This is a genomic window from Allorhodopirellula solitaria, from assembly GCF_007859855.1.
GTDB lineage: Bacteria > Planctomycetota > Planctomycetia > Pirellulales > Pirellulaceae > Rhodopirellula > Rhodopirellula solitaria.
Map to the genome: position 1 here is coordinate 89,827 of NZ_SJPK01000015.1, position 25,316 is coordinate 115,142.

The window sequence follows — 25,316 nt, forward strand, 5'->3', positions numbered from 1 at the left end:
GGAAACGCCTCCTGCTCAGTACCCCAGATTCGGGGCGAGCCAGCGTTCAACCTTCTCGAGAGGCCAGCCCTTCCGCTCGGCGTAGGATTCGATTTGGTCCTTCGTCATCCGCTCGACGGTGAAGTAGCGTGATTCAGGATGGCCGAAGTACAGCCCGCTGACCGCGGCCCCCGGCGTCATCGCGAAACTACTCGTCAGCTCGATCCCGGTCTGCTTCTCGGCATCGAGCAGATCAAACAGAGTTCGCTTCTCCGTGTGATCAGGGCAGGCAGGATAGCCAGCAGCGGGGCGGATGCCGCGATACTTTTCACCGATCAATTCGTCCTTGGACAACCCTTCGGTTTGGCCAAACCCCCAATCGCCGCGGGCCTGCTCGTGGAGTTTTTCGGCCAGTGCTTCGGCGAGCCGATCGGCGACGGCTTGCACCATGATCGCTTTGTAGTCGTCGAGCTCCTCCTTGTATTTCATCGCCAACTCCATCGCGCCGATACCGGTCGTGACCGCGAACCCACCGAGGTAATCTTCACGGCCGCTATCCAGCGGCGCGATATAGTCGGCGAGCGAGCGATAGTCTTTCTGACCTTTGCGTTCCCATTGCTGGCGCAAGAAATGCATTCGCGTGAGCTCCTCGCTCCGCGTGTCATCGGTGTACAAGATCACGTCTTCACCCGTGCTCGCAGCTGGCCAGAACCCGTACACGGCATTGGCGGTCAGCAAATCGCCAGCGATGATCTCGTCGAGCAAATCGTTAGCGTCTCGGTAAAGTTCCTTGGCTTGCTCCCCGACGACTTTGTCTTCGAGGATCTTGGGATACTTGCCCTTCAATTCCCAGGTACTGAAGAATGGCGACCAATCAATGTAGGGCCGGATCTCGGCCAGCGGTATGCTTTTCAGGACGCGCGTGCCGGTGAAGGAAGGCTTGCTGATCGGCACCGTGGACCAGTCGGTCTCGAAGTGCTTTTCAAGAGCCTCCGCGTACGGGATCAGCGTTTGCTTGCGACCCTGGAAACTCGCCACTAACTTTTTCTGCGTCTCGACATTCTCGGCGATGAATCCGTCGCGATGCTCCTTGCTGAGCAACCGCTCGACGACGTTGACACTGCGACTTGCGTCGAGCACGTGGATCACCGGCCCATCGTAGGCGGGGGCGATCTTCACGGCGGTATGCTTGGCACTGGTCGTGGCGCCACCAACCAACAGCGGCATCTCGAACCCAGTCCGCTTCATCTCCCTAGCCACGTGGGTCATTTCGTCGAGCGAGGGTGTGATCAAACCGCTCAACCCGATCATGTCGACACCTTGCTTGACGGCCTCCTCGAGAATCTTCTCGGACGAAACCATCACCCCCAAATCGATGACCTCGTAATTATTGCACTGCAGGACGACGCCGACGATGTTCTTGCCGATATCGTGCACGTCTCCTTTGACGGTCGCGATCAAGAACTTACCGCGAGCGGCTTGGTCCTGCGTCCCCGCCAAGCGTTTCTCTTCTTCCATGTAGGGCTCGAGGTAGGCGACGGCTTTCTTCATCACACGGGCTGACTTAACCACCTGCGGCAGAAACATTTTGCCCTGGCCGAAAAGATCGCCGACGACTTTCATCCCGTCCATCAACGGGCCCTCGATCACCTGAATACAGCGATCGAAGAACTGGCGAGCCTCCTCGGTGTCCTCGGTGATGTATTTGTCGATACCTTTGACGAGGGCGTGTTTCATCCGCTCCGCGACCGGTTGCTCTCGCCAAGCGAGATCCTCGCCGGACTTCTTCTTACCGCCGCTCTTGACCGTCTCGGCAAACTCGAGCATCCGTTCGGTCGCGTCGGCCCGCCGATTCAGCAGCACGTCTTCGACGCGTTCGAGCAGATCTTTGGGGACTTCCTCGTAGACCTCCAATTGCCCGGCGTTGACAATTCCCATGTCCAATCCAGCCGCCACGGCGTGATACAAAAACGCGCTGTGGATGGCTTCGCGGACGGGATCGTTCCCGCGGAAGCTGAAGCTGATATTGCTGACACCGCCGCTCGTCTTCGCGCCGGGACACTCGACTTTGATTCGCCGAACGGCGTTGATGAAATCGACCGCGTAGTTGTTGTGCTCCTCCATCCCAGTCGCGATGGTCAGGATGTTGGGGTCAAAGATGATGTCTTCCGTCGGGAAATCCAGCTCTTGGGTGAGCAGGTCGTAGGCGCGTTTGCAGATCCGCACCTTGCTGTCCTCGTCCGCCGCTTGACCTTCTTCATCGAACGCCATCACCACCGCCGCGGCGCCGTATTGCCGGATCAAACGGGCCCGCCGCAGAAACTCGGCTTCGCCGTCTTTGAGCGAAATCGAGTTGACAATCGCTTTGCCCTGGACGTTCCGCAGTCCGGCTTCGAGCACTTCCCATTTGCTGCTGTCGATCATCACGGGAACCGAGGCGGCCACGTGATCTCCAGCGATCAGACGCAGGAACCGCGTCATCGCTTCGACGCCGTCGAGCATGCCCTCGTCGAAGTTGACGTCGATGATCGTCGCCCCATTCTCGACCTGCTCGCGTGCGATCTCGACCGCCTCTTCGTACTTCTCGTCACGGATCAACCGCGCGAACTTCTTGCTGCCCATCACGTTGGTACGTTCGCCAACCATCGTGAAGGGAATCTCCGGCCGCATCACCATCGGCATCTGGCCGGACAACCGCGTGTAGACGGGACCGACGGTATCCTGCTTCGGCTTGCGCCCCGCGATCCGCTCGGACATCGCACGGATGTGGTCTGGGGTGGTGCCGCAGCAACCGCCGAGAATGTTTACCCAGCCATTGTCCGCGTACTCGCCGACCTTGTCAGCCATCGCTCGTGGCCCCAGATCAAACTCGCCCATTTCGTTGGGCAACCCCGCGTTGGGGTGACAGGAAACCGGGATTTCAGCTGCGTGCGACAATTCTTCGATATGTGACCGCATCACGTCCGGGCCGAGGGCGCAGTTCATTCCCACCGACAACAGCGGGAAGTGATTGATCGCCGTCCAGAACGCTTCGACACTCTGGGCACTGACGAACGTTCGGCCACCATCACCAAACGTTCCGCTGGCCATGACCGGCACGCGGCGGCCGCCGGCCTGATAGAAATCCGAAATCGCGAACAGACAGGCCTTCAGATTCAGTGTATCGATGGCCGTTTCAGGCAATAGAATATCGACGCCCGCTGCGACCAACGAATCGACTTGGGCGCGGTAACTATCGACCATCTGTTCGAACGTCGCACCGCGGTGAGCCGGGTCGTCCTCGGTACTGATCGCGAGTTGTTTCGTCGTCGGGCCGATCGATCCAGCGACGAAACGGGGTTTGTCCGGCGTTCGCTCAGTCCACTCGTCGGCCGCGATCCGAGCGCAACGCACGGCCGCGTGATTGATCTCGTCAACCAAATCCAAGGGCAGATCGAACTCCACCATCCCGACGGGCGAGGCACCAAACGAATTCGTCTCAACAATATCGCTGCCCGCTTCGTAGTACTCGCGGTGAATGTCGGTGATCTTCTCCGGGTGGGTCAGACAAAGAATATCGGAGAAATTCTTGAGGTCCTTGTGGTGGTCGGCAAAACGCTCGCCTCGAACATCCGCTTCGCTCAGCCCAAAACGCTGGATCATCGTCCCCATGGCGCCATCGAGCAACAGGATTCGCTCGCGGATCAGGTCAGGCAGGATGGAATCAGAGGCTTCGTGGGGCATGTTGTTCGAGCGTTGGAAGATGTGGGGAGGAAACCGGAGGGAGAGGCAGCCACAAACGCTGCCTGCCTGCGCGGCCGCAAGCATTTCGCACGAATCATTGTCGCAATGAGAACATCTTGCCACACCGTGCGATCTTGACAGGGAATCCAGTTAAACCTAGAAACCATCACCCCTGTATAGCTGTTTTGAAGATATTCGTTAACCCGCGTCGTATTCAGACGAAGGAAATTGGTCGATGAGCGAAGTAGAACCCAAAAAGTCCAAGATCGAGGTGCTCAAGGAACAGAGCATCGGGCTGCGCGGTTCGATTGTGGAGGAACTCGCCGATCCCGCGACCGACCAAGTTGCCGACGGCACTACCAAACTTCTGAAATTTCACGGCACGTACCAGCAAGACGACCGGGATCTCCGCAAATCACGCCGCAAAGAAGGATTGGGCAAGGCCTACTCCTTCATGGTCCGCAACCGCATCCCCGGTGGTAAAATCACCGCTGCCCAAATCCTCGGCGAATTGGATATCGCCGACGAACTCGGCAACGGCACGATGCGGATCACCACCCGCCAAAGCATCCAGCTGCACGGCGTTGTCAAAGGCAACCTGTGGGACGTCATCCACCGCATCAATGAGATCAAGCTCTCGACCAAGTCGGCCTGCGGCGATGTGACGCGAAACGTCTGCTGCTGCCCCGCCCCACTGCGGCACAACGGACTCCGTGATCAACTCCAGGACCTGGCTGACAAAATTGCGGTCCACGTCCAACCGACGACCAAGGCCTATCACGAGATTTGGGTCAAAGACCCGGACACCGGCGAGAAAGAACAAGTCGTCGGGCCACCCGAAGAAGCCGAACCAGATCCGATCTACGGCAAAACCTATCTGCCACGAAAGTTCAAGATCGCCCTGGCGCTCTGCGATGACAACTGCATCGACATCTACGACAACGACCTCGGCTTGCTCGGTGTGACCGAGGGCGACAATCTGATCGGTTTCAATATTCTCGCCGGTGGCGGGATGGGCACGACGCCGAGCAAGAAGCAGTGCTTCCCCGCGCTGGCAAAACGTTTGACCTTCGTCGAAACCGAGCACCTGCTGCCCATCATCACGGCAATCATTCTCGTGCAACGCGACTTCGGCAACCGCGCCGACCGCAGCCAAGCGAGAATGAAGTACCTGATTAACAATCTTGGCGTCCCCGCCTTCCGCCAAAAGGTCGAGGAGTACCTGCCGCAAGCCGAAGCGATCTGTGGCATTGCCGAGGGCACCGTCCCGCGGCCGCTCCCCGAACCGCACGCAGCGGACGTCAGTGGGCACAATGACCACATGGGCTGGCACGAACAAGGCGACGGCAAGTGGTTCCTAGGACTGCCGATCGAAAATGGTCGCGTCAAAGACGAGGGGCCGCTGCAACTCAAAGCTTGCTTCCGCGAACTCTTCAGCGGTCACATCAGCAACGCGCGGCTGACCATGCAACAGAACATCATCCTCTGCGACATCGAACCCGACCAACGCGGTCAAATCGAAACGATTCTGGCCAAGCACGGTGTGGTCCGAATCGAACAGATCAGCAACGCACGCCGGTTCGCGTTCGCCTGCCCGGCCCTACCGACCTGCGGGCTCGCGGTGACCGAGAGTGAGCGAGCACTGCCCGGCGTGATCGACGAGATCGAAGCCGAACTGGAAAGTCTGGGGCTCGCCGACGAACAGTTCACCATCCGCATGACAGGTTGCCCGAACGGTTGCGCTCGGCCGTACAACGCCGACATCGGCTTGGTGGGTCGGAGCGTGATCGGCAAGACCGGCGAAGGCCGGTACACGGTGTTCCTCGGCGGAAACTTGCTCGGCAATCAAATGGCTGAGATTTACAAGGACCAAGTCCCCAGGACCGAACTCCTCGCGACCCTCCGGCCGACGTTCATCCATTTCAAAGAAAATCGTGAGCCCGGTGAGAGTTTTGGCAACTTCTGCCATCGCGTCGGCGTCGAAGCATTGGGGCAGATCGCCGAAGCGGTTGCCGAATAGCCCCACAACCCTCCCATACCAAGCGACCACGCACTGGACGGCGTGGCTCGCGCCGTGGACCTTGCGGGCGCCCCCAAGCGGGGCACTCTCCATAAGATTCACGCTCCTTTTCTACTCAACGGTCGGGATCCCCATGCGTCTTTTCTTACTTCCGCTTGCGTTCTCACTTGCCGCTTTTGTGCACTCCACCGCGTCTGCGCAAGACGCCAGCGAAGGTTTGGACGCGTTCCACCAGATCGTGTGCAGCGCTGCCGTCGATGTGGACTCGCCGCTGCACGAGCTTTCTTTGCGGGTTGTTGAAAAGCAACGTTTTCACGATCGAAAGTTCGACGCGTTCATCCGTGATACGTTGAATCTCGAGAAGCAAGACAGCCTGGTGACCGACCGTGACATGGCCGCAGTCCAGGCGTTGATGCCCTACTGCACGATCCCACCGCAAGAACGCGTCGACCTATTGCTCGACCAACTCGAAGCCAGCCGGGATGCACTGGGATTCCTGACCGCTAGCCGCGGTAACGAGATCGACCTGACCAACAAACGCTACACGCCCGCGCGCATCGTCGCGTTGGCGTCGCTGGTCCAGCAGTACCAACCCGCGTTGCTCGACGAACTCAAGGTGCGTCTGGCCGAAGAACGCCCGCACTGGATCCTCGTGTCCGCAGCCAACCTGCTGGAAACCGATTCTGAAGAATTGTTGCCGCTGCTGATCCAAGCCGCCAAAGGCAGTGACGTGCGACTGCAGTACGCCGCGGTCGACGCGATCAACCAGATGGACTTGCCCCAAGCAGGCACCGACGCAGACCTGCTCGTCCGCAACAACAGCGACTCGATGAAGTTCGCGCTCGCGACGATCCAGCGTTTTGACAAAAACGGTGACAATCGTCTCGACGAAAGCGAATGGGACGACAAGCTCGCCCCGGTCCGCAACGCAGACGTCAACCAAGACAACTTCGTCACCGCCGAAGAGCTCGCCGACTACATGGAATCCCGCCGCCGACGTTAAACAAAGTCGACCGACGGCTCCGCCCGTCGCGAGCAACAAGCGCACCCTCCCCCCAGCTCAGACGGTCAGAGCCGTCTGGCTACAAAGTCACCCACCACTCCGCCCGTCGCGAGCATCAAGCGCACCCTCCACCACCAGCTCAGACGAACAGAGTCGTCTGGCTACAAAGTCACCCACCACTCCGCCCGTCGCGAGCACCAAGCGCACCCTCCCCCCCCAGCTCAGACGAACGGAGTCGTCTGGCTACAAAGTCGACCGACGGCTCCGCCCGTCGCGAGCAACAAGCGCACCCTCCCCACCAGCTCAGACGAACGGAGTCGTCTGGCTACATAGTCACCCCACAACTCCGCCCGTCGCGAGCAACAAGCGCACCCTCCCCACCAGCTCAGACGAACGGAGTCGTCTGGCTACAAAGTCGACCGACGGCTCCGCCCGTCGCGAGCAACAAGCGCACCCTCCCCTCCAGCTCAGACGAACGGAGTCGTCTGGCTACAAAGTCGACCGACGGCTCCGCCCGTCGCGAGCAACAAGCGCACCTTCCCCACCAGCTCAGCCGGGCGGAGCCGTCTGGCTACATAGTCACCCCACAACTCCGCCCGTCGCGAGCAGCAAGCGCACCAATTCTTCGCCCCAACGGGGCAGCCCTATGACAGCCCCAGGCATCGCCTGGGGAACCCTCGCGGGAACGCTCACCCCAAGGTTCGGTCGATCCGCGCGACCGCACGCTCTTTCCCGACAATCGCCAGGGTATCGAACATGCCGAAGCCGCCAGCCGCACCGGTGGTGGCGACGCGGAGGGCATGAATGATCTCGCCGAGGCCAATCGACTCGTCCTCACAAAACCCCTTCACTGTCGCTTCGACACCCGCCGCGGAAAAATCATCGCAGCTCGCCAGTCGATCTCGCACCTTGCCGAGCAGTTCACGGGCGGCAGCCGGCTTGTTGATTCGCTTTTCGAATGCCTTCGCATTGACCTCATAATCGTCGACGAAGCAGTAATCGAAATCGATGATATCGCCGGCCATCTTCAACCGATCGCCCGCCGCCGTGACCACGTCAGCCAATAACTGCTGCGACTGAGCGTCCCCTGCTTCGGTCCACCCAGCGGCAACCGCGAAGGGCAACACTCGCTCAGTTCGCTCCTGATCCGGAAGGGCCGCGAACGCATCCGCCTGGAACGACGTCAGTTTGGCTGGATCGAACGATGCCGGAGACTTCGTGACGCGATCGAGCGTGAACAGATCGATCATCTCCTGCAGCGTGAACTTTTCGTGCTCCCCGTCGAGGGACCAGCCCAACAGCATCAGATAGTTCAGCAACGCGTCGGGCAAGAAGCCGATTTCGCGGTAGAAATCGACGAGTACGGGATTGAACGTATCCACGTCGGTCGTCAGCCCACAGCGTTTGGCAATCGCCTGACCGCGTGCCATCAGGTTCGCGAAATCGCGATTCTTCAGGTACTTGTCCAGCTTACGTTTGCTCAGCTTCGCCGTCCCGCCTGGCTCGGCGACGTAAGGCAAGTGCGCGTACTGCGGGAGTTCGTATCCGAGCGACTCGGCGATGAAGATTTGACGTGGCGTATTAGGCAGATGCTCCGCCGCACGAACGACGTGCGTGATCTCGAGATCATGGTCATCAACGACACTGGCGAGGTGGTACAGCGGGCTGCCGTCCGCACGCGCGATCACATGATCTTGCTCCGATGCCCACTCGACGACGACCTCACCACGCACCAAATCGTGGATCACACACTGGCCTTCACGGGGCATCTTCAGCCGCACGACTCCCTCACGCCCCTCCGCCTCGAACCGCTTCACGTCCGCTTCATCGGCCGCCATCCAACGCCGGTCATAGACGAACGCCCCACCGCTCTGGCGCGCTTCCTCACGGAGCGACTGCAGCTCATCAGGCTTGGCAAAATCGCGGTACGCATGTCCGCTTTCGAGCAGCGCGGCAGTCGCGGCGCGATATCGATCACCACGCTCGGACTGGAAGTAAGGCTGGTGCGGGCCACCCACCTCCGGCCCCTCATCCCAATCCATGCCGAGCCAACGAAAACCATCGAGGATCGGCTGCAAAGCCGCTTCGACATTGCGTCCCGCATCTGTATCATCGATACGCAGAATGAACTGGCCACCACTCTGACGGGCAAGCAACCAGTTGAACAAAGCGGTACGAACGCCACCAATGTGAAGGTATCCGGTGGGGCTGGGGGCAAAACGCGTGCGAATCATAGCAGTCATCAGAGGAAACGGGAGTCAACGAAAAACGAGGATGGCGGAGGAAAAGAGAGAGGCCGACGGTCGTCATTCCAGAGCAGGAGCGACCCAATCGAGTACTGCCTCAGCAGCGTTAACATGCACGGATTCCCGCCCTGCCGCTAGTGGTGGCCATAGTCGACCGACGGCTCCGCCCGTCGCGAGCATCAAGCGCAACTTCCCCACAAGCTCAGACGGGCAGAGCCGTCTGGCTACATAGTCACCCCACAACTCCGCCCGTCGCGAGCATCAAGCGCACCCTCCCCACAAGCTCAGACGAACGGAGTCGTCTGGCTACATAGTCGACCGACGGCTCCGACCGTCGCGAGCATCAAGCGCACCCTCCCCACCCAGCCCAGACGAACGGAGTCGTCTGGCTATATAGTCGACCGACGGCTCCGCCCGTCGCGAGCAACAAGCGCTCCCTCCACCACCAGCTCAGACGGGCGGAGCCGTCTGGCTACAAAGTCACCCCACAACTCCGACCGTCGCGAGCAACATGCGCACCTTCCCCCCCAGCCCGTCTGGTTACGATGCTCAATCCGAGCATCTGTAGTACCGATACTCCCCTTCGCGCAGTTTGGCTTTCGTAGGATTCTCACGGATATACCGGCGCAGGTAGTCGTACTACTCAGGGCTGCGGACGAGATGGTCGAAGGGGTCAGGTTGCCAAAATCGACAGGACTGGTCCAAGAAACCATTGATAATGTGGGCGGTATAGTGCATCCAAGACGTGCATTGCCGGCCCATCGTCTGCTCAGTCGCGAAAGCTGCCAAGAAGTGCACATGGTTGGGCATGACCACAAAGTCGCCCATCGAGTAGCGATCACCATCGAACTTCAGCAAAGAGTCCGCGACAGCCCCAGAGCACTGCGGATCGCGGAGCACACACCGACCATGGCAGTCATCCAAGCAGCTCTCGCGTGCTTTCAGAAATTGGCGGCGGAATTGGTGGGCTTCCTCGGATGGGATTTCTTCGACGACCTGTTTCCAATCGTCTTGTTCCGGACGCATGTATCCTCGCCGCACCAGCCAGTCGCACTTTTCGCGGTGCCAGCGATGGATCACCTCTTTCGGAATCGAGTCCGCAGTGCGGAAAGTGATGAAGACGACGGCGCCCGCCTGAGACCAATGCGGCTTGCAAGTTTCGCGAATGGAGAACTCCGCGTTTGGATCAAACAGTTCGCCGATCATCATGGCACCTCTGCTGATCATTGTACGCCGCGAGAATGCGAGTTGCGAGCATTGAGGCGCGGTTTCAGCTCAGACGAACGGAGTCCTGCCCCCAAGCCAGCTCAGACGGCCGGAGCCGTCTGGCTACATAGTCGACCGACGGCTCCGACCGTCGCGAGCACCAAGCGCACCTTCCCTCCAGCTCAGACGGGCGGAGCCGTCTGGCTACTATGCTTTCCGAATCTTGTCCCGATTCTGGCTCACGCTGGCGGTCGCATTGCGTGTATCGATCACCAACGGGGCATGCTCGACGATCGCGTCGTAATCGAAGTCCGAATGGTCCGTCGCGATCAACACGGCGTCTTGTTGCGCCAAAAACTCCGGGGTCAATTCTTGGCTCGTCATCGTGGGCAAGTCAAAATGCCGCATCGAGGGGAGCACGGCCACGTGCGGGTCGCTATAGGTCAGCTCAGCACCCTGTTTGAGCAGCAACTCCATCAATTCGAACGACGGACTCTCGCGCGGGTCGTCCACATCCTTCTTGTAAGCCACGCCGAGCATGCAAATCTTGCTGCCACGGACCGGCTTGCTGACATCATTGAGAAACTCGCCCGTCCGCGAAACCACATACGCCGGCATCGAGCGATTGACTTCACCGGCCAGTTCGATGAATCGTGCGTTGAGCCCCTGTTTTCGCGCCAACCACGACAGGTAGAACGGATCGATCGGGATGCAGTGCCCGCCCAATCCGGGGCCGGGGTAGAACGCATGAAACCCGAACGGTTTCGTCTTGGCTGCGTTAATGACATCCCAAACGTCGATGTCCATCGAATCAAAGAGCACCTTCAGCTCGTTGACCAACGCGATATTGACCGCCCGATAGATATTCTCAAGCACCTTGGCTGCCTCGGCAACTTCACAGCTGCCGACCGGCACCGTGCCCGCGACGGCCGCGTTGTAAAGCGTCGTGGCGACGGACAGACTGTCCTCGTTGATCGCCCCAACCACTTTAGGAATCCCAGCTGCCGAGAACTGTGGGTTCCCCGGATCTTCACGCTCCGGACTGTAGGCGACAAAGACGTCGACTCCCGCCTTCATTCCCGACTTCTCCAAAATCGGCACCATCACGTCGCGAGTCGTCGTCGGGTAGGTCGTGCTCTCGAGCACGATCAACTGCCCTGGCCGTAGGTGCTGCGAAATCTGTTCGCACGTACTCACGACATATGTCAAATCCGGATCGCGAGCATCATCGAGCGGCGTCGGCACGCAGATCAACAACGCATCGGCCTCCGCCAACCGCGACATATCGGAAGTCGCACCGAAGCGACCTTGATCGAACCAGGCCGCGATCTTGGCATCGCTGATGTGTTTGATATAGCTCCGCTTAGCCTGCAGAGCATCCACCTTGCTCTGGTCGACATCAAAGCCAATGCAGGCAAACCCTTTCGCCATGAAGGCATCGATCAGCGGCAGCCCAACGTAGCCCAGCCCAATGATACCCACGCGGGCCGTGCGTTCATCGATGGATTGGCAGAGTGAATCAGCAGAAATTTCGGTCATTTCGATATCAACCAGAAGGAATGAACAGTGCGGTTCCAACTATCGCACAAGCCCCCACACGAGACCACCACCCCCATTCCCCCCACCAGCCCAGACGAACGGAGTCCTGCCCCCAAACCAGCTCAGACGGGCGGAGCCGTCTGGCTACAAAGTCGACCGACGGCTCCGACCGTCGCGAGCAACAAGCGCACTCTCCCCACCAGCCCAGACGAACGGAGCCGTCTGGCTACATAGTCGACCGACGGCTCCGACCGTCGCGAGCATCAAGCGCACCCTCCACCCTCAGCTCAGACGAACGGAGTCGTCTGGTTACAAAGTCACCCCACAACTCCGCCCGTCGCGAGCAACAAGCGCACCCTCCCCACCAGCTCAGACGGGCGGAGCCGTCTGGCTACATAGTCACCCACCACTCCGCCCGTCGCGAGCACCAAGCGCACCCTCCCCACCAGCTCAGACGAACGGAGTCGTCTGGTTACAAAGTCACCCCACAACTCCGCCCGTCGCGAGCAACAAGCGCACCCTCCCCACCAGCTCAGACGAACGGAGTCGTCTGGTTACAAAGTCACCCCACAACTCCGCCCGTCGCGAGCAACAAGCGCACCCTCCCCACCAGCTCAGACGGGCGGAGCCGTCTGGTTACAAAGTCACCCCACAACTCCGCCCGTCGCGAGCAACAAGCGCACCCTCCCCACCAGCCCAGAGTTCGGAATCCTGCTCCCAATCAAGCTCAGACGAACGGAGTCGTCTGGCTACAAAGTCGACCGACGGCTCCGCCCGTCGCGAGCATCGAGCGCACCTTCCCTCCCAGCTCAGACGAACGGAGCCGTCTGGCTACATAGTCGACCGACGGCTCCGACCGTCGCAAGCAACAAGCACCCCCTCCACCCCCAGCTCAGACGAACGGAGTCGTCTGGCTACAAAGTCGACCGACGGCTCCGACCGTCGCGAGCATCAAGCGCACCTTCCCTCCCAGCTCAGACGAACGGAGTCGTCTGGCTACATAGTCGACCGACGGCTCCGACCGTCGCGAGCATCAAGCGCACCCACCCACCAACCCAGACGAACGAAGTCCTGCCCCCAAGCCAGCTCAGACGGGCGGAGCCGTCTGGCTACACTGCCCATCAGTAGGTCATAAACCGCCTCGTCTCTGCCCTTGAAAGCGCAGCGTCAATCCGGGAGAGTATCGCCTGCTCACTAACGGAGCGATGTCTCCCGTAACTTGTCGATACAGAGAGTTTCGACAACAGCTGGTAGACACCACGATTACTGGCAGTTACAGTTCTTCCATCTTTCATGGTTGGTTCGGTCTTATCGGTTTTCCCACCCAACTCCCTGCTACTTCTTATTTTTCCATACAAGCCAGGGGGATTGGGTGAGGCCAGCGGTAGTCTGCATGCGACCTGGTAATAGCCCCTTCTCTTCTTTTCGGAACGTTGCCAATGCGATCCCTTCACCTTGGGACTGATGTCAATCCACCTCGCAATCAATGGGAACCTCGAAACAGGGTCTCGGCCCAGGGCGTCCGCTACGCCACTATCGCTGACGAGCCAGGAAGGTTGAGAGCGGATTTAACTTGCCTCTCGGCCGCACCCGTCGAATTGCGGCAGGATCAAATTTGCTATCGCGCTGTACAATCACGCTCTGATTTGCTCGGTGCATTCGGGTTGCTGCAAGAGCGCTATGAATCGGCTGGGCTTGCTGAGCCAGCCTCCAACTGTGTGGACGAGCGGCGTATTCGCATGATGCCCTTCCACGGCTGGCGACAATCGCAGGTTTTTATCGCTGCCCTGGGTGATCGCATTGTCGGAACCGTCACGCTGATTTGCGATGGCCGGTACAATTTGCCGATCGCGCAGCACTATCGCGACGAGATCAAGGCCGCTCGCAAGATGGGCCGCGTCGGCGAAATCACATCGCTGGCCGTCGATCCAGTGCACCCCAAGCCCGCAGAGATTTTTGGCCAGCTGACGCGGCTACTGACGTTCTTTGCCAGAGTCCAAAGAATGGACTTCTTGGCAGCAACCGTGCACCCTCGGCATGCCAAGTTTTATTGCAACGCGATGGGGTTTCAGCTCATCGGCGAAGAAGTCCAGTGCCATCACGTCGCCGGGAACCCGGGTGTCGCCGTCCTGGGGAGCGTCAATGACGAATCCAAATACCGAAAACGCTGGAGAGATTACTACTTCTCAGGTAGTTTCGGCGAGACTGACCTGCAAGCCCGCCCGATGGCCGTGAACGAGTTCCGGGAATGCCAAGCGATGACTGAACAAGCACTTCTGGACACAGGAAGCATCACCAGATCCGAGGTTGCGTAGGCGCCAAGCCGGAGCGAGGCTGCCCTTACGAGGCGATTCATGCGGCGTTATTTGACAGCCTGACCGGAGGGGGACTGGTTGTTGCGAATAGCAGTGCTGAGAAGTGACGCGCCCCCCACTCGCTCCTGGAGGTTGCAGAGCACGGCAAAGCAACTCTTGGCAAATCCCGCACCTAAATCATTCACGCCCCCTCATTCTGAGGGTACAATGCACTGATAGTATGCCAGCACGGCAATTCAGTAGTATTGAGAATCGTAGCGATGACAGACGCATCAGGCGAGGGCGGAGTGGACCACCGTCGCAAACGGACAGTAGCCTCTCCCACCAGCGACGCAGAGTCGTTTCCTGAAATGCCGCGGGCAATCGAGCGTTGGCGGAACCTGATCGGTAGTGAGCGCGTCATCACGGATTCAGAGAGATTGCAGTCGCATGGGCAAAACGCCATTGGTTCAGTCAACCGAGCGTCTGTTCTGCTCAGGCCCCCGAACGCTCAAAAAATTCCCGATCTGGTTCGGATAGCAGAACGTTTTCGTACGCCACTCTTTCCGATCAGCACAGGTCGAAATTGGGGCTATGGTGCGAGCAGCCCAGCGATCGACGGCGCTGTGGTACTCGACCTTTCTGAACTGCAATCAATCGAGTTCGTTGATCGGGAACTCGGCGTAGTCGATCTTGAACCAGGCGTTACTCAAGGCATGCTGCATCAGTTTCTCTGCTCTCAGGGAAGCGAGTGGTTGACGCCAGTCCATGGAGGAGGCCCAGATTGCTCTATTCTTGGCAATGCGCTTGAGAGGGGCTATGGCTTAACGCCAACCACGGATCATTTTGAAGCATTGACTTCGCTCCAAGCCGTTCTTGCCGATGGCACCCTCTACCGCTCCGCATTCCAGGTAATGGGCGCCCCCTTGATCGGTGCCTGTCATCGCTGGGGTGTCGGACCGTACGCCGAAGGCTTGTTTAGCCAAGGAAATTTGGGCATTGTGACCAGCGCCACATTCGCTCTACGCCGCCGCGCCGAACATACCGAAGCCTTCTTCCTGCGGATCCGCAACGAAGCAGAATTTGGCGAGCTGGTCGATTCGCTGCGTGGCATCCTCAATGGCTTGCCCGGGATCATCACGGGAGTCAATCTGATGAATGACCGCCGCATGCTGTCGATGTCCCGCCCCTATCCGCGTGATCAGGTTGCAGAAGGTGAAATCATCAGTGACAAGTTGTGTCGATCCATGGCGAAGGAAGCAGGGATCAGCCAATGGACAGCAGCGGGTGTAATTCACTGCCCCCGATCGATGCGCCGCGTGATCCGACAGCACCTGCGTCAGTCGCTCCCAGCCTCAATCGGACGGCCCATTCATTTCAATCGACGCCGGCACGGAGTCGCTCGCAAGGCTCTCCGCTGGACTCCGATTCCCGCGACTGGAATCACACGGCAGCTCGATTCCATTGATGCGCTGCTAGATCTTGCCGACGGAATCCCCCGCCGAGTTGCGCTCGCATTGGCCTATTGGCTACGCGGTCAGAGAGTCGACACCGAGGCGGAACTCAATCCAGCACGAGACGGCTGCGGTTTGATTTGGTACAGCCCGCTCGTGCCGATGAAGCGTGACATCGCCACCCGCTTTGTCACCATGGCCCGACATGTCTGCACCGCCCACGGCATCGAACCGCTAATTACCCTGACGAGCCTCTCACCACGGCTCTTCGACTCGACCGTCCCCATTCTCTTTCGCCCCGAGCAACCGGGTGCATCCGATCGCGCTCACGCATGCTATGAAGCTTTGACAGCAGGAGGTCGCGAGATGGGCTGCCTACCGTACCGACTGAACAATCAATCCGCCGCTGCCGTTCTGGCTGATGCAGATCCCGGCCATTTCGATATCATCAACCGTCTGAGCCGCCATTTCGACCCTCACCAACTCATCTCCCCAGAGCGATATCACCCACTCAGCATCGACGGAGGACAAACGCGATGATTGAATCATTACCGTTGTTAAGGGTTGCACTCGGCCAACTGCTCATGCCGCAGACCTTGGCTCGCACCCCTGAACCGCAGATCATGGACTCGGCCACCGGCGTCGCACAGTACAACCAGGCACTCCAGAGCAAACTCTCGATTGTGTATGCTGGTGCACTACTGAAGATCCACCAGATGCGTCGTACGAAGGGAGGCCGAGCCCTTGATTTGTGCTGCGGTCCGGGTCACTTCACGCTTCAACTTGCCAAGTATTTTGATTTTGACGAAGTCATTGGATTGGACTTGTCAGGGACCATGATAGAAGCGGCAAATACAAACGCAGAGGAATGGGGGCTTGCCGATCGCGTTCGCTTTATTCACGCGGATGCGACAAGTGTGCCATTTGACGATGCGTCGTTTGCTCTGGTTAGCTGCAACGACGCTGCCCACCACTTGCCCAACCTAGAAATCGTTGGTCGATTACTAACAGAAATGGGCCGGCTGTGCTCCAAAGATGGCGTCACGTTGCTAACGGACTTGGTGCGTATGAAGAATGCTCAAGTTACCAACTGGTACACCGATGCAATTGGCCGAGATTACACCGATAAAGGTTTACACGAGTTTCAGCAGGATTTCTGCAATTCAATGCAAGCGGCATGGCTCCCGTCCGAATTGTCGCATGTGATGCCAAACCGATCTGATCGAACTTGGGAGCAAATTGTTCAACGAATAATTCCGACCGTTCAGTTCCTCGCTAGCTACCCAACTGACGGATCCCCGCGACAAGTGCGTGGCGACGCTCCATGGAGGATCGATCAACCACCAGTTCCCCAAACGCTACAGTCACAGTGGCGGCTGTTCAGCCGCCTGGTTTAAGATGGGTGTGACCGGCGTTCCGCCGGTCACTTTTTAAGCGATTGGCAATCTGGGTAACGGAAAAGCGGCCAACCTGCCATGATCTGGGTTCTGAACATCCGAATCACATAGGCAGGAGGCCGCTAAGATGAGCGTCGAGCAGTCAAATACAAATGGCAACCCCACTTCCACGACAAATACTCCGCAATCACCTGAGCAGCTTGCCGAGCAACTGCAGCAACTTGGCGATCAACTGCGTGCTGGGGTTCGTGAGGCTGCCAAGCAAGGACAGTCATTCGATCAGACCGAGCGATCCGTTCAAGAGACGCTCAGGAAGATCGGTTGCCAGGCAATGCAGTTCTTCATTTCAATGCAGGGAAACGGGGATCTGGGTGACGAAGTCGCCACTGACAGTGGCCGAGTTTTGAAACGCAGCGAGCACACCTCCACCACCCACATTCGGTCCATCTTTGGGATGCACACCTTCGACGAGTTCACCTACGCCCTTGGAACGAACAAAGCAATTCAACTGCGACCAGTGAGTGCTCGGATGCAGCTACCGCCCACTCGCTGGTCTTTCTTGCTTCAAGAGATTTCACAGGCATTCTGTGCCGAGGCGGCCTTCAATCAAGCAGCCGACCATTTGGAACTGGTTCTCGGTGGCAAGTTCTCGGTCGACACGATGGAGCAGGTCAATCTCAGCATGGGCGTCGACGCTGGCGAGTTCTTGGACCAGCTTCCTCAACCCGACCCACAGAAAGAAGCGGAGTTCCTCGTCGCGACGGCGGACTGCAAAGGCGTCCCGTTGCTAAAAAAGGATGCTGCAAAAGTGAAAGCCTTTCAAACCGCCAAGAAACGTCCTGGCAATCGACGTATGGCAACTGTCACGAGTCTTTACAGTGTCGATCCCTATCATCGCACGGCCGAAGATCTGCTGGCCGCACTCTTTCGAGAACAGCCCACTGAGCTCGATGCATCGACAGATTCAACGGCTCGTCCCGAACCGAAGTTCAAGCACACGACGGCACACTTTCCAACGGTTGCGATCGACGGGGAAGACGATGAGGAGATTCAGATCAGCGGAATTCATCAGGGTTTGGGCTGGCTCAACAGCGAAGTGCAATCACGTCGAGCCAAAGATCAGAAATTGATTGTCTTGATGGATGGGCAGGAGGCATCGTGGGACACCTCAGCGATGCACTTTTGTGATGAACAAACCGTCGAGATACTCGATTTTTTGCACGTAGCGGTTTACGTTTGGGCAGCCGCAGCGTTGTTTCACCAGAGCAGTGAGATGAAAGAGGCTTTTACCTACGATCGTCTGGCACGGTTACTTGCTGGCGACGTCAAGGGCGTCATCCGGGGCTTGCGTCGCATGGGTTCGCTCCACAAGCTCACCGGAGAATACGCAGAGGATTGCGCACGAATCACGGGGTATCTTGAAAAGCACGCAGCGAGAATGAAGTACGATGAGTACCTCGCAATGGGCTACCCCATTTGCTCTGGCGTGATTGAAGGCGCGTGTCGGCACTTAGTGAAAGATCGAATGGAGCGCAGTGGGATGCGTTGGTCTCTTGAGGGTGCTCGAAGCATGCTGCATGTTCGAGCCGCATATCAAAGCGATTACTGGAACCAATTCCATGACGAACGCAAAGCAAGGATCATGGACCGCACACACACCAACCGATCTCTTATCGCACCCCACAGACCACCAGCACTCGGGTGTTGACCGGCGGAACGCCGGTCACACCCGTTTAAGTTCACCCTCTGCACCAAGGAACGCTGCTATTAGCTATAATAACAACGTTCTAACGATGTACCATGTGCAACCATCGGGAAACTACTCGAGCCGTCACATAGGACTCCCGACCTACGAGCGACGGCGTCGCCGAGAACACAGACCAATCAAGCCGAGCCCGGTGAAGGCGAGGATTGTGGCAGGTTCAGGCACGGCATTTAATCTAATACCATCGCTCGTCGTCTGGTATGTCCAGCCGTTATTGGACGGTGTGGTACCAGCAAGCTTGACAAACGTGGTATCCAGCGCGATGTTTGCTTCGGTAGTCGCTGGCGGCGAGAAAAGCGAATTACTCGCGACATTCTTAAATGTCAGTGAACCGAGGTCACCGACTCCGCTCAGCACATTAAACCCACCACGTTGCAATCCAATTGAACCTCCGCTACTGCCTCCTTCAAACTGAAAGAAGCCAGGACCAGCGCCTTGACCCATATCTTGCAAACCAGCTGCGATTTCCAAGTCATAATCTGATGAACCGAAATGCTTTAAACCATCACCCGAAGAATTGTCAGCACTCGCGTAGGACGAGAGCAAACTCCCACTACCGCCAGACAACATCACTGCCACGACATCGTCGGCGACACCTGCAATCTCTGCGGCAAACACAGGATCTATTAAGTCCCCAAGCCGATACCCGGAAACAGCATCAGGAGCAACTAGATTGTACCCTCCACTCCCCTGCATAAGTTGTGCAGAAAACATCGCGACCGCATGACCGCCCATGAAATCCTGTCCGGTCGCCGAGTCATTCAGCCCAACTCCAGCCACGACGAACCCGTAGATTATATCTCCGTCTGAATAACCAGTGGCACCTAAGTCAACATAAGCCGCCAAGCCCGCAGGACTGGTCGTTGAGATCAGGTCTTCCAAACCATTGAAAGTCAGAACTGACCCGAGAAGACCAGCTTGAGCAGGAACCGCGAAAACTGCCAGCGCAGCAACGCACAAAAATTTACGTAACATATTGAAATTTCCTAAATTGAAAAACTGTCATTGAAAAACTTGGTCGATTGATCAAGATCCTCAACTACGCAGGTTTCAATTTGGCTTCCAAAAAGGGACACGTCGGCAGCGTGGAACTCCACACCCGGACGAATTCGGCCATCGGCACGTCAACGGAGGCCGCGAAAGCGTCCACGCTCATCGCAACGCTCGAACCACTCGTGTGACTGGAAGTCACCGTCAGGTCCAGTGAAAGATCGCCTTGCTGGAACGCAGCCGGTAAGGCCGGTGCGTCGTCGTCCACGGGCATACTCATCGACACGACCGCCTCTGGGACTTGCTCAGCACGCACCATGATGCCCGCCGAAGCAAAGTTTGCTCCGAAACACATCAGGATCACGATCATGAGAAAGCGGGCGTACATGTGGCTATTTATAAACATCCATGTGAGGGGTGTCAAGCTGCTTACTGAGAAACGGTCGATTATTCTCGCGGCGCGCGTGCAGGCCTCGCCCCCATTTGTGGGCAATCCGCCGCCGCTAATGTCGCCGACTCAGGGAGCATATTACGTCCGAGCCACTGGGAATGTCAACGGACGAAGTTGGTCTTTGGGGTCGCGTCTCGCACCCCCATCTTTTGTTTCGGCGTCGGTGAGTCCCCCAGTTGAGCCGCAGCAGGCGGTGCAGACATAAAGTACGCCAACCGCACCGTCCCAAACCCCGCAGCTGACACCCGAGTCCGCTTATCTTACGCCACCCCTGTCATTGCCCACCCTCTTCGACCCACGCGGTCCTCGTCGCGACGGACGCTCTCTGCGGTGACACATCCTCGGGACTCGCTGGACACTTGGGGCAACCGAGATGTTCTGCACGATAAGGTAGCCAACGACCACCCCAGCCTGCTGCACCAGGGCGCTCAGCATGCTGCATGTCCGCGAGGGCTCGAGCAACTGCCCTAACTCAACGGCGACGACAAACAGTTCCAGTACGCCGATGACGAGGATGTCGGACGGATGGTATATTGCGCCACGCGCCGCGTGCTCCTCACGCGGCAGACACTTCAGAAACATCGCCGCCAGTCCGCCGAGGACCGCACCCAACATCCACGAGCGGAACAGCGTCAGTACGTTGTACGTGTCGCTTCCAGCGGGATCCCGCAGCGGTGAGTCCGTAAAGCTGTGCCATCGCTCGCGCAAGAATTCCGGATCGGTGTTGAACTCCATCGGCAGCCACGCCAACGAGCAGATTACGGTAGCCTGCAAGCATACCAAGGCGAACCAAAAGCCGGGCGACCGACATGTTTGCTGCCAACGCGGCACGAAGGATTGAAGACGCCCCCCAGAGACTGCCACGGCAAACAAAGCCCCCGCGATCGAGCCGAGAACAAGGAATACGGCGTCGGTTGCCGAGGCGACTCGCGAACGAATCGGAGACGCTCGCGTCACTTTGTACGTGTCTTGCCAAACCTGTCTCGACACAACTATACTGATCTATTATGTGAGCGGACGTCAGTCAAAATCTCTTTCACTTTTTTCGCTCTGGAATCCCAAACAGAGCAAAGATGCGCACCAACAATGAAAATCATCCAGTTCACGCTAGCCATCTTAGCCTTGACTGGTGCCACGAGCCGCGTGTATGCGGGAATCATGGTCGATCGGAGTCCGGATGCTACTGGTGCTAAGACAATTGGGTACTATGAGAATCGTTTTGGCGAAGGCGGTCAGTATCTTGGCGAGTACTTTTCGTGGGAAGGAGGTGTGCTTACAGGCGGTTCGATCTTCTCGGCATATTGGGCGGGTGAAGTTGGCGATACCGTGCAATTTGTTGTCCTGCCAACGGTAGGACCAGGCGTCGCTCCCGTCGTGCAGTCAAGGACGACCATTGACGCGGTCGACAGACTCTCCACTTTGAACAATGACGAGCTGACGAGAAAGCACGCGTCAATCTCACCCACTTACTTGCCTACCGGCAACTATTGGTTCTACATGACTGGGGTCGATTTTGATCTTGTTCAAGCGATCGGCAACTGGGGCGATGGTTATGTTGCCGTCGGAATTGACTCAAACTACGACTTGGAAATTGGAATCGCGGATGCAGGAGGCGATAATTTTTTTCAGTTAGAGGGGAACGTTGTCACCGTGCCTGAGCCCACGTCGCTCGCGATTTATGGATTCATTGCCTTTGTTGCCGCAACCGGTACGGTGCGACGCCGCATTCAGAAACAGTGAATCACGCTTCTAAAGCGGCGGGGGTCAGGCCCATATCTGGGATTCGCGACGCTAGTCAGAAGCGGTGCGAAGATTGTCGCCCGGGTTTGCGTGTTAAATCGTTCAGGGGACCTACGCTATCGGCTCGGAGAGCCGAGCGACATTTGTTGCAGGATTAGTTCCGAACGTCACCGACTCTGATCTCGGTTGAGGGTTTGAACTCTTTGCCGAAGACGTGCTGGCCACATCGGTAAACTCTGTCGCACGGGCCAGTGCCCACTCCAATCGCAACACTGCCTACGTTGTCGCAGCATAGACACCGACGACTTTCTGCATTCGCTGCGAAAAGGAGAAACGATCCTCGACAGTGGTCCGGCCCGCCTCGCTTAGCCGGTCACGTAGCTCGGCATCGCCGAGCAATTCGGCAATGGCACCCTGCAAGGCCGGGAGGTCGTCTGGTGCGACGAGGCGGCCATTGACGTCATGCTGAATCAGCTTGGGCATCCCTGCGATCTCGGTTGCGACCACGGGCACGCCCATCGCCATCGCTTCGAGCACCACGTTGGGCAACCCTTCGCGGCGACTGCTCAGCACGTACAAATCCGCGGCGCGGTAGAGAGTCCGTGGATCTTGCACAAAACCGAGCAATCGAATTCGGTCGCCATGCCCGGTGCTGGCAATAAGTCGTTCAAGCGGTCCCTGCTCTGCCCCTCCCCCAGCGATCACCAAGCCGACGTCGACGCCGCCATCGATCAGGTTGGCAACCGCCCGGACCAAGATATCAAAGCCCTTTTCCTGCGATAAACGCCCAACAGCGACGACGAGTTGTTGGTCAGGGGGGACGCCCAGCTCGCGTTTCGCGTCGTCGCGAGTCATATCCAGCTCGTAGTCATCGAGGGCGATTGCATTATCGATCAACGACAAGTTCTCGTTCGGCACCTTCAACCGAATGCAATCGTCGTAGAGATCCTGGGAAACACAGATCACCTCGTCATACCGGGGCAGACACTGTCGATCGATGTAATAGTAGAGCGGAGTCTTCCAGGTCTTCTGCACCCAGCCGTGGACAGTCGTCACCAGCCGCATGGGATGATCGCGACGTAACATCAATCCCAGCAGGTTCGACTTATAGTCATGCCCATGCCAGATCGCGGGCTGATGCTCTTGAACGATCTCTCGCAAACGCCCCAAAATCCGCCAGTCTGAAAATCCAAAGTCGTCGACAGCGATCAGTGGGGCAGCACTGGCGGCGGCGCGATCTTCGATCGCCGCGAATTCTGAATCGGCTGGATCCCGCAAATACACGCACACCGAACGATACCCCAGTGGATTCAGAAACCGAGGCGAATTCAGAATCGTCTTTTCCGGACCGCCACCGGTGCCGCTGACGACACGGGCATGCATGACAAGTGGGCTTTCGGGCATTGTAGACAATACTAAGTCAGAGATTGATCTTTTCAGTGAACTCGTTGACGCCCGTGGAAAACACGGCTCCATTTGACGAACTGGAGTGCAAAGCTGTACGAATATGCTCTCACGCGGTTTTAATTACGCCTGGAATCTTACGAGCCGCCCTGCCGAGTTTCGAGACCGCTTTCCGGCTTAATGTAAAAATGCTGTCTGGACGTTCGCTAGGACGTGAACTGCAGTCGTTCGCATTGTAAAGTTCGTCAAACTCTGCCAACGCCAGGTCTCGGTCGCCCTCAGCATCAATCCTCTCCCAAAAGACAGCGAAACCCGACCTGACTTCATCCAGGTCAATGGTCATCGCACTGTGCTTATTCCTGAGAAAGAACTCAATATTCTCCGTGACGGTATTAACGTAGTCACGTGATATTTCAAGTGACCACGCCTCAATGTCGGCGGGCAAAGACATATAGATTCCTCTCGCGTAGGCCGGGATAATATTCTCAGACCCTAACCGCTTCGCGTAGCTACTGGCCGTGGCTTCTGCATCTCGCTTCAGATGAACGTAAAACGCGTCGTCACCATATGTTTTATCAAGACGACCGAGAAACCACGCCAGACGGTTGTCCGATTCGATGTGGTTGTCTTTGTAGTTTAGCCGTTCTTCACCAAGCTTGCTCACACGCGACTCATGAGAAGCAGTGTAGTTGCTAATATGACTGCATGCACGCTCGAATGTCGTCGACCCGCACCGGCCAGTGCTAAGAATAAAAATATTCATATCCGCTCGCTGTTCAAGGGTATATAGTGGTCAAAATCCATCATTTCCAATATCTTTAATTCGTGTTGCGGTGAAAGCCGATCCGTTACGGCCTAGTATTTCGGTTTTTTGCGGAATGGTTCTTCTCGGAATTTGGTGGCATGCTACAGATTGCCCAGACCGTTCCAACGTGGCGGACTTTCCAAGGCATGTATTCCTGCCACGGCAAACGCACACTATAGCACGGGAATTCCCAGTACTTTAGCGAGATAGTCCAGGTTCCAACCAGCGACTCGTCGCCTCATCGCAACGCTGTACTTGTCGTCTTGCTGCTTCAGCATGCTCAGACCAAAGCGTTTCAGCCACGCCATATTGTTCGCAGTGTTTCGCTCGCGGACTCGATTTTCATCCTCGCGGAATGTCACATCGAGGCACCAATGAAGCGTGTTCTCGATCGCCCAGTGACCGCGTACGTAGCGAGCAAACTTCTTTACTCCCGGTACAATCGAAGCGATGAAGAATCGAACCTCGGTTGAGGACTTTGAGCCACTCTCACTTTGCCGGATAGCGACACCGATCGTGCGTAGTCCTGGCCATCTGTCGAAGTTCGCAAGTTCCTTCGGGGCCCGCATATGGTAGTAGGTGATTTCATCCACACGACCGTGTCCTTTGAGAGTCTCAGCGTAGCGGCGTACCTTGATGTCCGCGAAGTCATTTTCCATATGCTCGGTGATATAGTCCCGTACGGAGTCATGCAGCTTTCCTTGGTTGCCCTTAAGCGCAAGAACAAAGTCACCTTCGCCATCAATGATCTTCCTAGCAATCTCTCGCTGACACCCTGCAGCGTCGATCGTGACCACCGCACCCTTGATTTCAATATTGTCCAGAAGTTCAGGAATCGCAGTGATTTCGTTAGATTTCTCTTCGGTGGCGAGTTGTCCAAGGCTGATCGAGCGATCTACTGCCCAGGCGCTTACCAACCACAAAGGCCCCAGTCCTTTTGACCGATCATGGCTGCGTCGGAGAGCCTTCCCGTCAATCGCGATCTGATTCATAGCGGCATCTTCCTCCAACGGTGCAACCTTTTGAATCCATGCCTGGAAACAGTTCTGAAATGCGAGTGGCTTGAGGGCTGCAAGCAAGCGTCCCAAGGTATCGTGAGACGGAATACCGTTGGGGAGTTTGAGATGCTTTTTCAGCCATGCTTGATTCGTGTCCGCCCAGATGCCGATTGCTTGCGGTCCATCGGCTCCTGCAATGACCGCCATGATACAAATGACGAGTAGATCGCCGAAGATATGGAGTCGATTAACGTGGGAACGAGGGTCGTTGAGTTCGTCAAAACAAGTGAGTATCGAATCGA

General features: G+C 57.5%; 17 protein-coding genes and 1 pseudogene. 8 read left to right on the top strand and 10 right to left on the bottom strand.

Annotated features, from left to right (window positions below; translation table 11 throughout):
- Positions 1-15: 15 nt before the first annotated feature.
- Positions 16-3,702, bottom strand: coding sequence for a methionine synthase (gene metH, locus CA85_RS20765; protein WP_146393277.1), 3,687 nt, complete (start codon positions 3,700-3,702; stop codon positions 16-18).
- A 235-nt stretch (positions 3,703-3,937) separates the two neighbouring features.
- Between metH and CA85_RS20770 the strand changes: the two genes are divergently transcribed.
- Positions 3,938-5,722, top strand: a complete 1,785-nt coding sequence (locus CA85_RS20770) for an NADPH-dependent assimilatory sulfite reductase hemoprotein subunit (protein ID WP_146393278.1) — start codon at positions 3,938-3,940, stop codon at positions 5,720-5,722.
- A 133-nt stretch (positions 5,723-5,855) separates the two neighbouring features.
- A complete protein-coding gene (locus tag CA85_RS20775; protein WP_146393279.1) occupies positions 5,856-6,725 on the top strand; it encodes a hypothetical protein in 870 nt (289 codons plus the stop codon).
- A gap of 689 nt (positions 6,726-7,414) precedes the next feature.
- On the opposite strand, the gene gltX is transcribed toward CA85_RS20775, so the two are convergent.
- The 3 genes from gltX to CA85_RS20790 form a co-directional block, all read right to left on the bottom strand.
- Complete coding sequence (gene gltX / locus CA85_RS20780) at positions 7,415-8,959, bottom strand: glutamate--tRNA ligase (RefSeq protein WP_146393301.1); 1,545 nt, start codon at positions 8,957-8,959, stop codon at positions 7,415-7,417.
- A 651-nt stretch (positions 8,960-9,610) separates the two neighbouring features.
- A complete protein-coding gene (locus CA85_RS20785) occupies positions 9,611-10,180 on the bottom strand; it encodes a hypothetical protein (protein WP_246113028.1) in 570 nt (189 codons plus the stop codon).
- Positions 10,181-10,384: 204 nt separating this feature from the next.
- Positions 10,385-11,716, bottom strand: a complete 1,332-nt coding sequence (locus CA85_RS20790; RefSeq protein WP_146393280.1) for a nucleotide sugar dehydrogenase — start codon at positions 11,714-11,716, stop codon at positions 10,385-10,387.
- Between the two features lie 1,439 nt (positions 11,717-13,155).
- Here CA85_RS20790 and CA85_RS20795 point away from each other — a divergent pair.
- The 5 genes and pseudogenes from CA85_RS20795 to CA85_RS20810 all read left to right on the top strand — a co-directional run bounded on the left by CA85_RS20795 (position 13,156) and on the right by CA85_RS20810 (position 18,569).
- The gene (locus CA85_RS20795) at positions 13,156-14,031 is read left to right on the top strand and encodes an N-acyl amino acid synthase FeeM domain-containing protein (RefSeq protein ID WP_146393281.1); all 876 of its coding nucleotides are present in this window, start codon (positions 13,156-13,158) and stop codon (positions 14,029-14,031) included.
- Positions 14,032-14,381: 350 nt separating this feature from the next.
- Positions 14,382-14,849, top strand: a pseudogene (locus CA85_RS26190) (FAD-binding protein); the annotation flags it as partial.
- A 15-nt stretch (positions 14,850-14,864) separates the two neighbouring features.
- Positions 14,865-16,004 (top strand): FAD-binding oxidoreductase, encoded by a 1,140-nt coding sequence (locus CA85_RS20800; protein ID WP_246113029.1) that lies wholly within the window; start codon positions 14,865-14,867, stop codon positions 16,002-16,004.
- Entirely contained in the window at positions 16,001-16,861 is an 861-nt protein-coding gene (locus CA85_RS20805) for a class I SAM-dependent methyltransferase (RefSeq protein WP_146393283.1), read from the top strand. Before CA85_RS20800 ends, CA85_RS20805 begins: the two co-directional genes overlap by 4 nt.
- Positions 16,862-16,988: 127 nt before the next feature.
- Positions 16,989-18,569 (top strand): ISKra4 family transposase, encoded by a 1,581-nt coding sequence (locus CA85_RS20810; RefSeq protein WP_146393284.1) that lies wholly within the window; start codon positions 16,989-16,991, stop codon positions 18,567-18,569.
- 141 nt (positions 18,570-18,710) lie between these two features.
- On the opposite strand, the gene CA85_RS20815 is transcribed toward CA85_RS20810, so the two are convergent.
- The 3 genes from CA85_RS20815 to CA85_RS20825 form a co-directional block, all read right to left on the bottom strand.
- On the bottom strand, positions 18,711-19,601 hold the full coding sequence (locus CA85_RS20815) for a PEP-CTERM sorting domain-containing protein (protein ID WP_146393285.1): 891 nt from the start codon (positions 19,599-19,601) through the stop codon (positions 18,711-18,713).
- A 64-nt stretch (positions 19,602-19,665) separates the two neighbouring features.
- Positions 19,666-20,004: a hypothetical protein gene (locus tag CA85_RS20820; protein ID WP_146393286.1), complete on the bottom strand. Its 339-nt coding sequence runs from the start codon at positions 20,002-20,004 to the stop codon at positions 19,666-19,668.
- 318 nt (positions 20,005-20,322) lie between these two features.
- Positions 20,323-21,057 (bottom strand): hypothetical protein, encoded by a 735-nt coding sequence (locus CA85_RS20825; RefSeq protein ID WP_146393287.1) that lies wholly within the window; start codon positions 21,055-21,057, stop codon positions 20,323-20,325.
- Between the two features lie 96 nt (positions 21,058-21,153).
- Here CA85_RS20825 and CA85_RS20830 point away from each other — a divergent pair, with 96 nt between their 5' ends.
- On the top strand, positions 21,154-21,807 hold the full coding sequence (locus CA85_RS20830) for a hypothetical protein (protein ID WP_146393288.1): 654 nt from the start codon (positions 21,154-21,156) through the stop codon (positions 21,805-21,807).
- Positions 21,808-22,083: 276 nt separating this feature from the next.
- Here CA85_RS20830 and CA85_RS20835 read toward each other — a convergent pair whose 3' ends face one another.
- The 3 genes from CA85_RS20835 to CA85_RS20845 all read right to left on the bottom strand — a co-directional run bounded on the left by CA85_RS20835 (position 22,084) and on the right by CA85_RS20845 (position 25,308).
- A complete protein-coding gene (locus CA85_RS20835) occupies positions 22,084-23,211 on the bottom strand; it encodes a glycosyltransferase family 4 protein (RefSeq protein WP_246113030.1) in 1,128 nt (375 codons plus the stop codon).
- Positions 23,212-23,320: 109 nt separating this feature from the next.
- A complete protein-coding gene (locus CA85_RS20840) occupies positions 23,321-23,974 on the bottom strand; it encodes a hypothetical protein (RefSeq protein ID WP_186775096.1) in 654 nt (217 codons plus the stop codon).
- A gap of 215 nt (positions 23,975-24,189) precedes the next feature.
- Positions 24,190-25,308, bottom strand: a complete 1,119-nt coding sequence (locus tag CA85_RS20845) for an ISAs1 family transposase (protein ID WP_246113032.1) — start codon at positions 25,306-25,308, stop codon at positions 24,190-24,192.
- Positions 25,309-25,316: the final 8 nt, after the last annotated feature.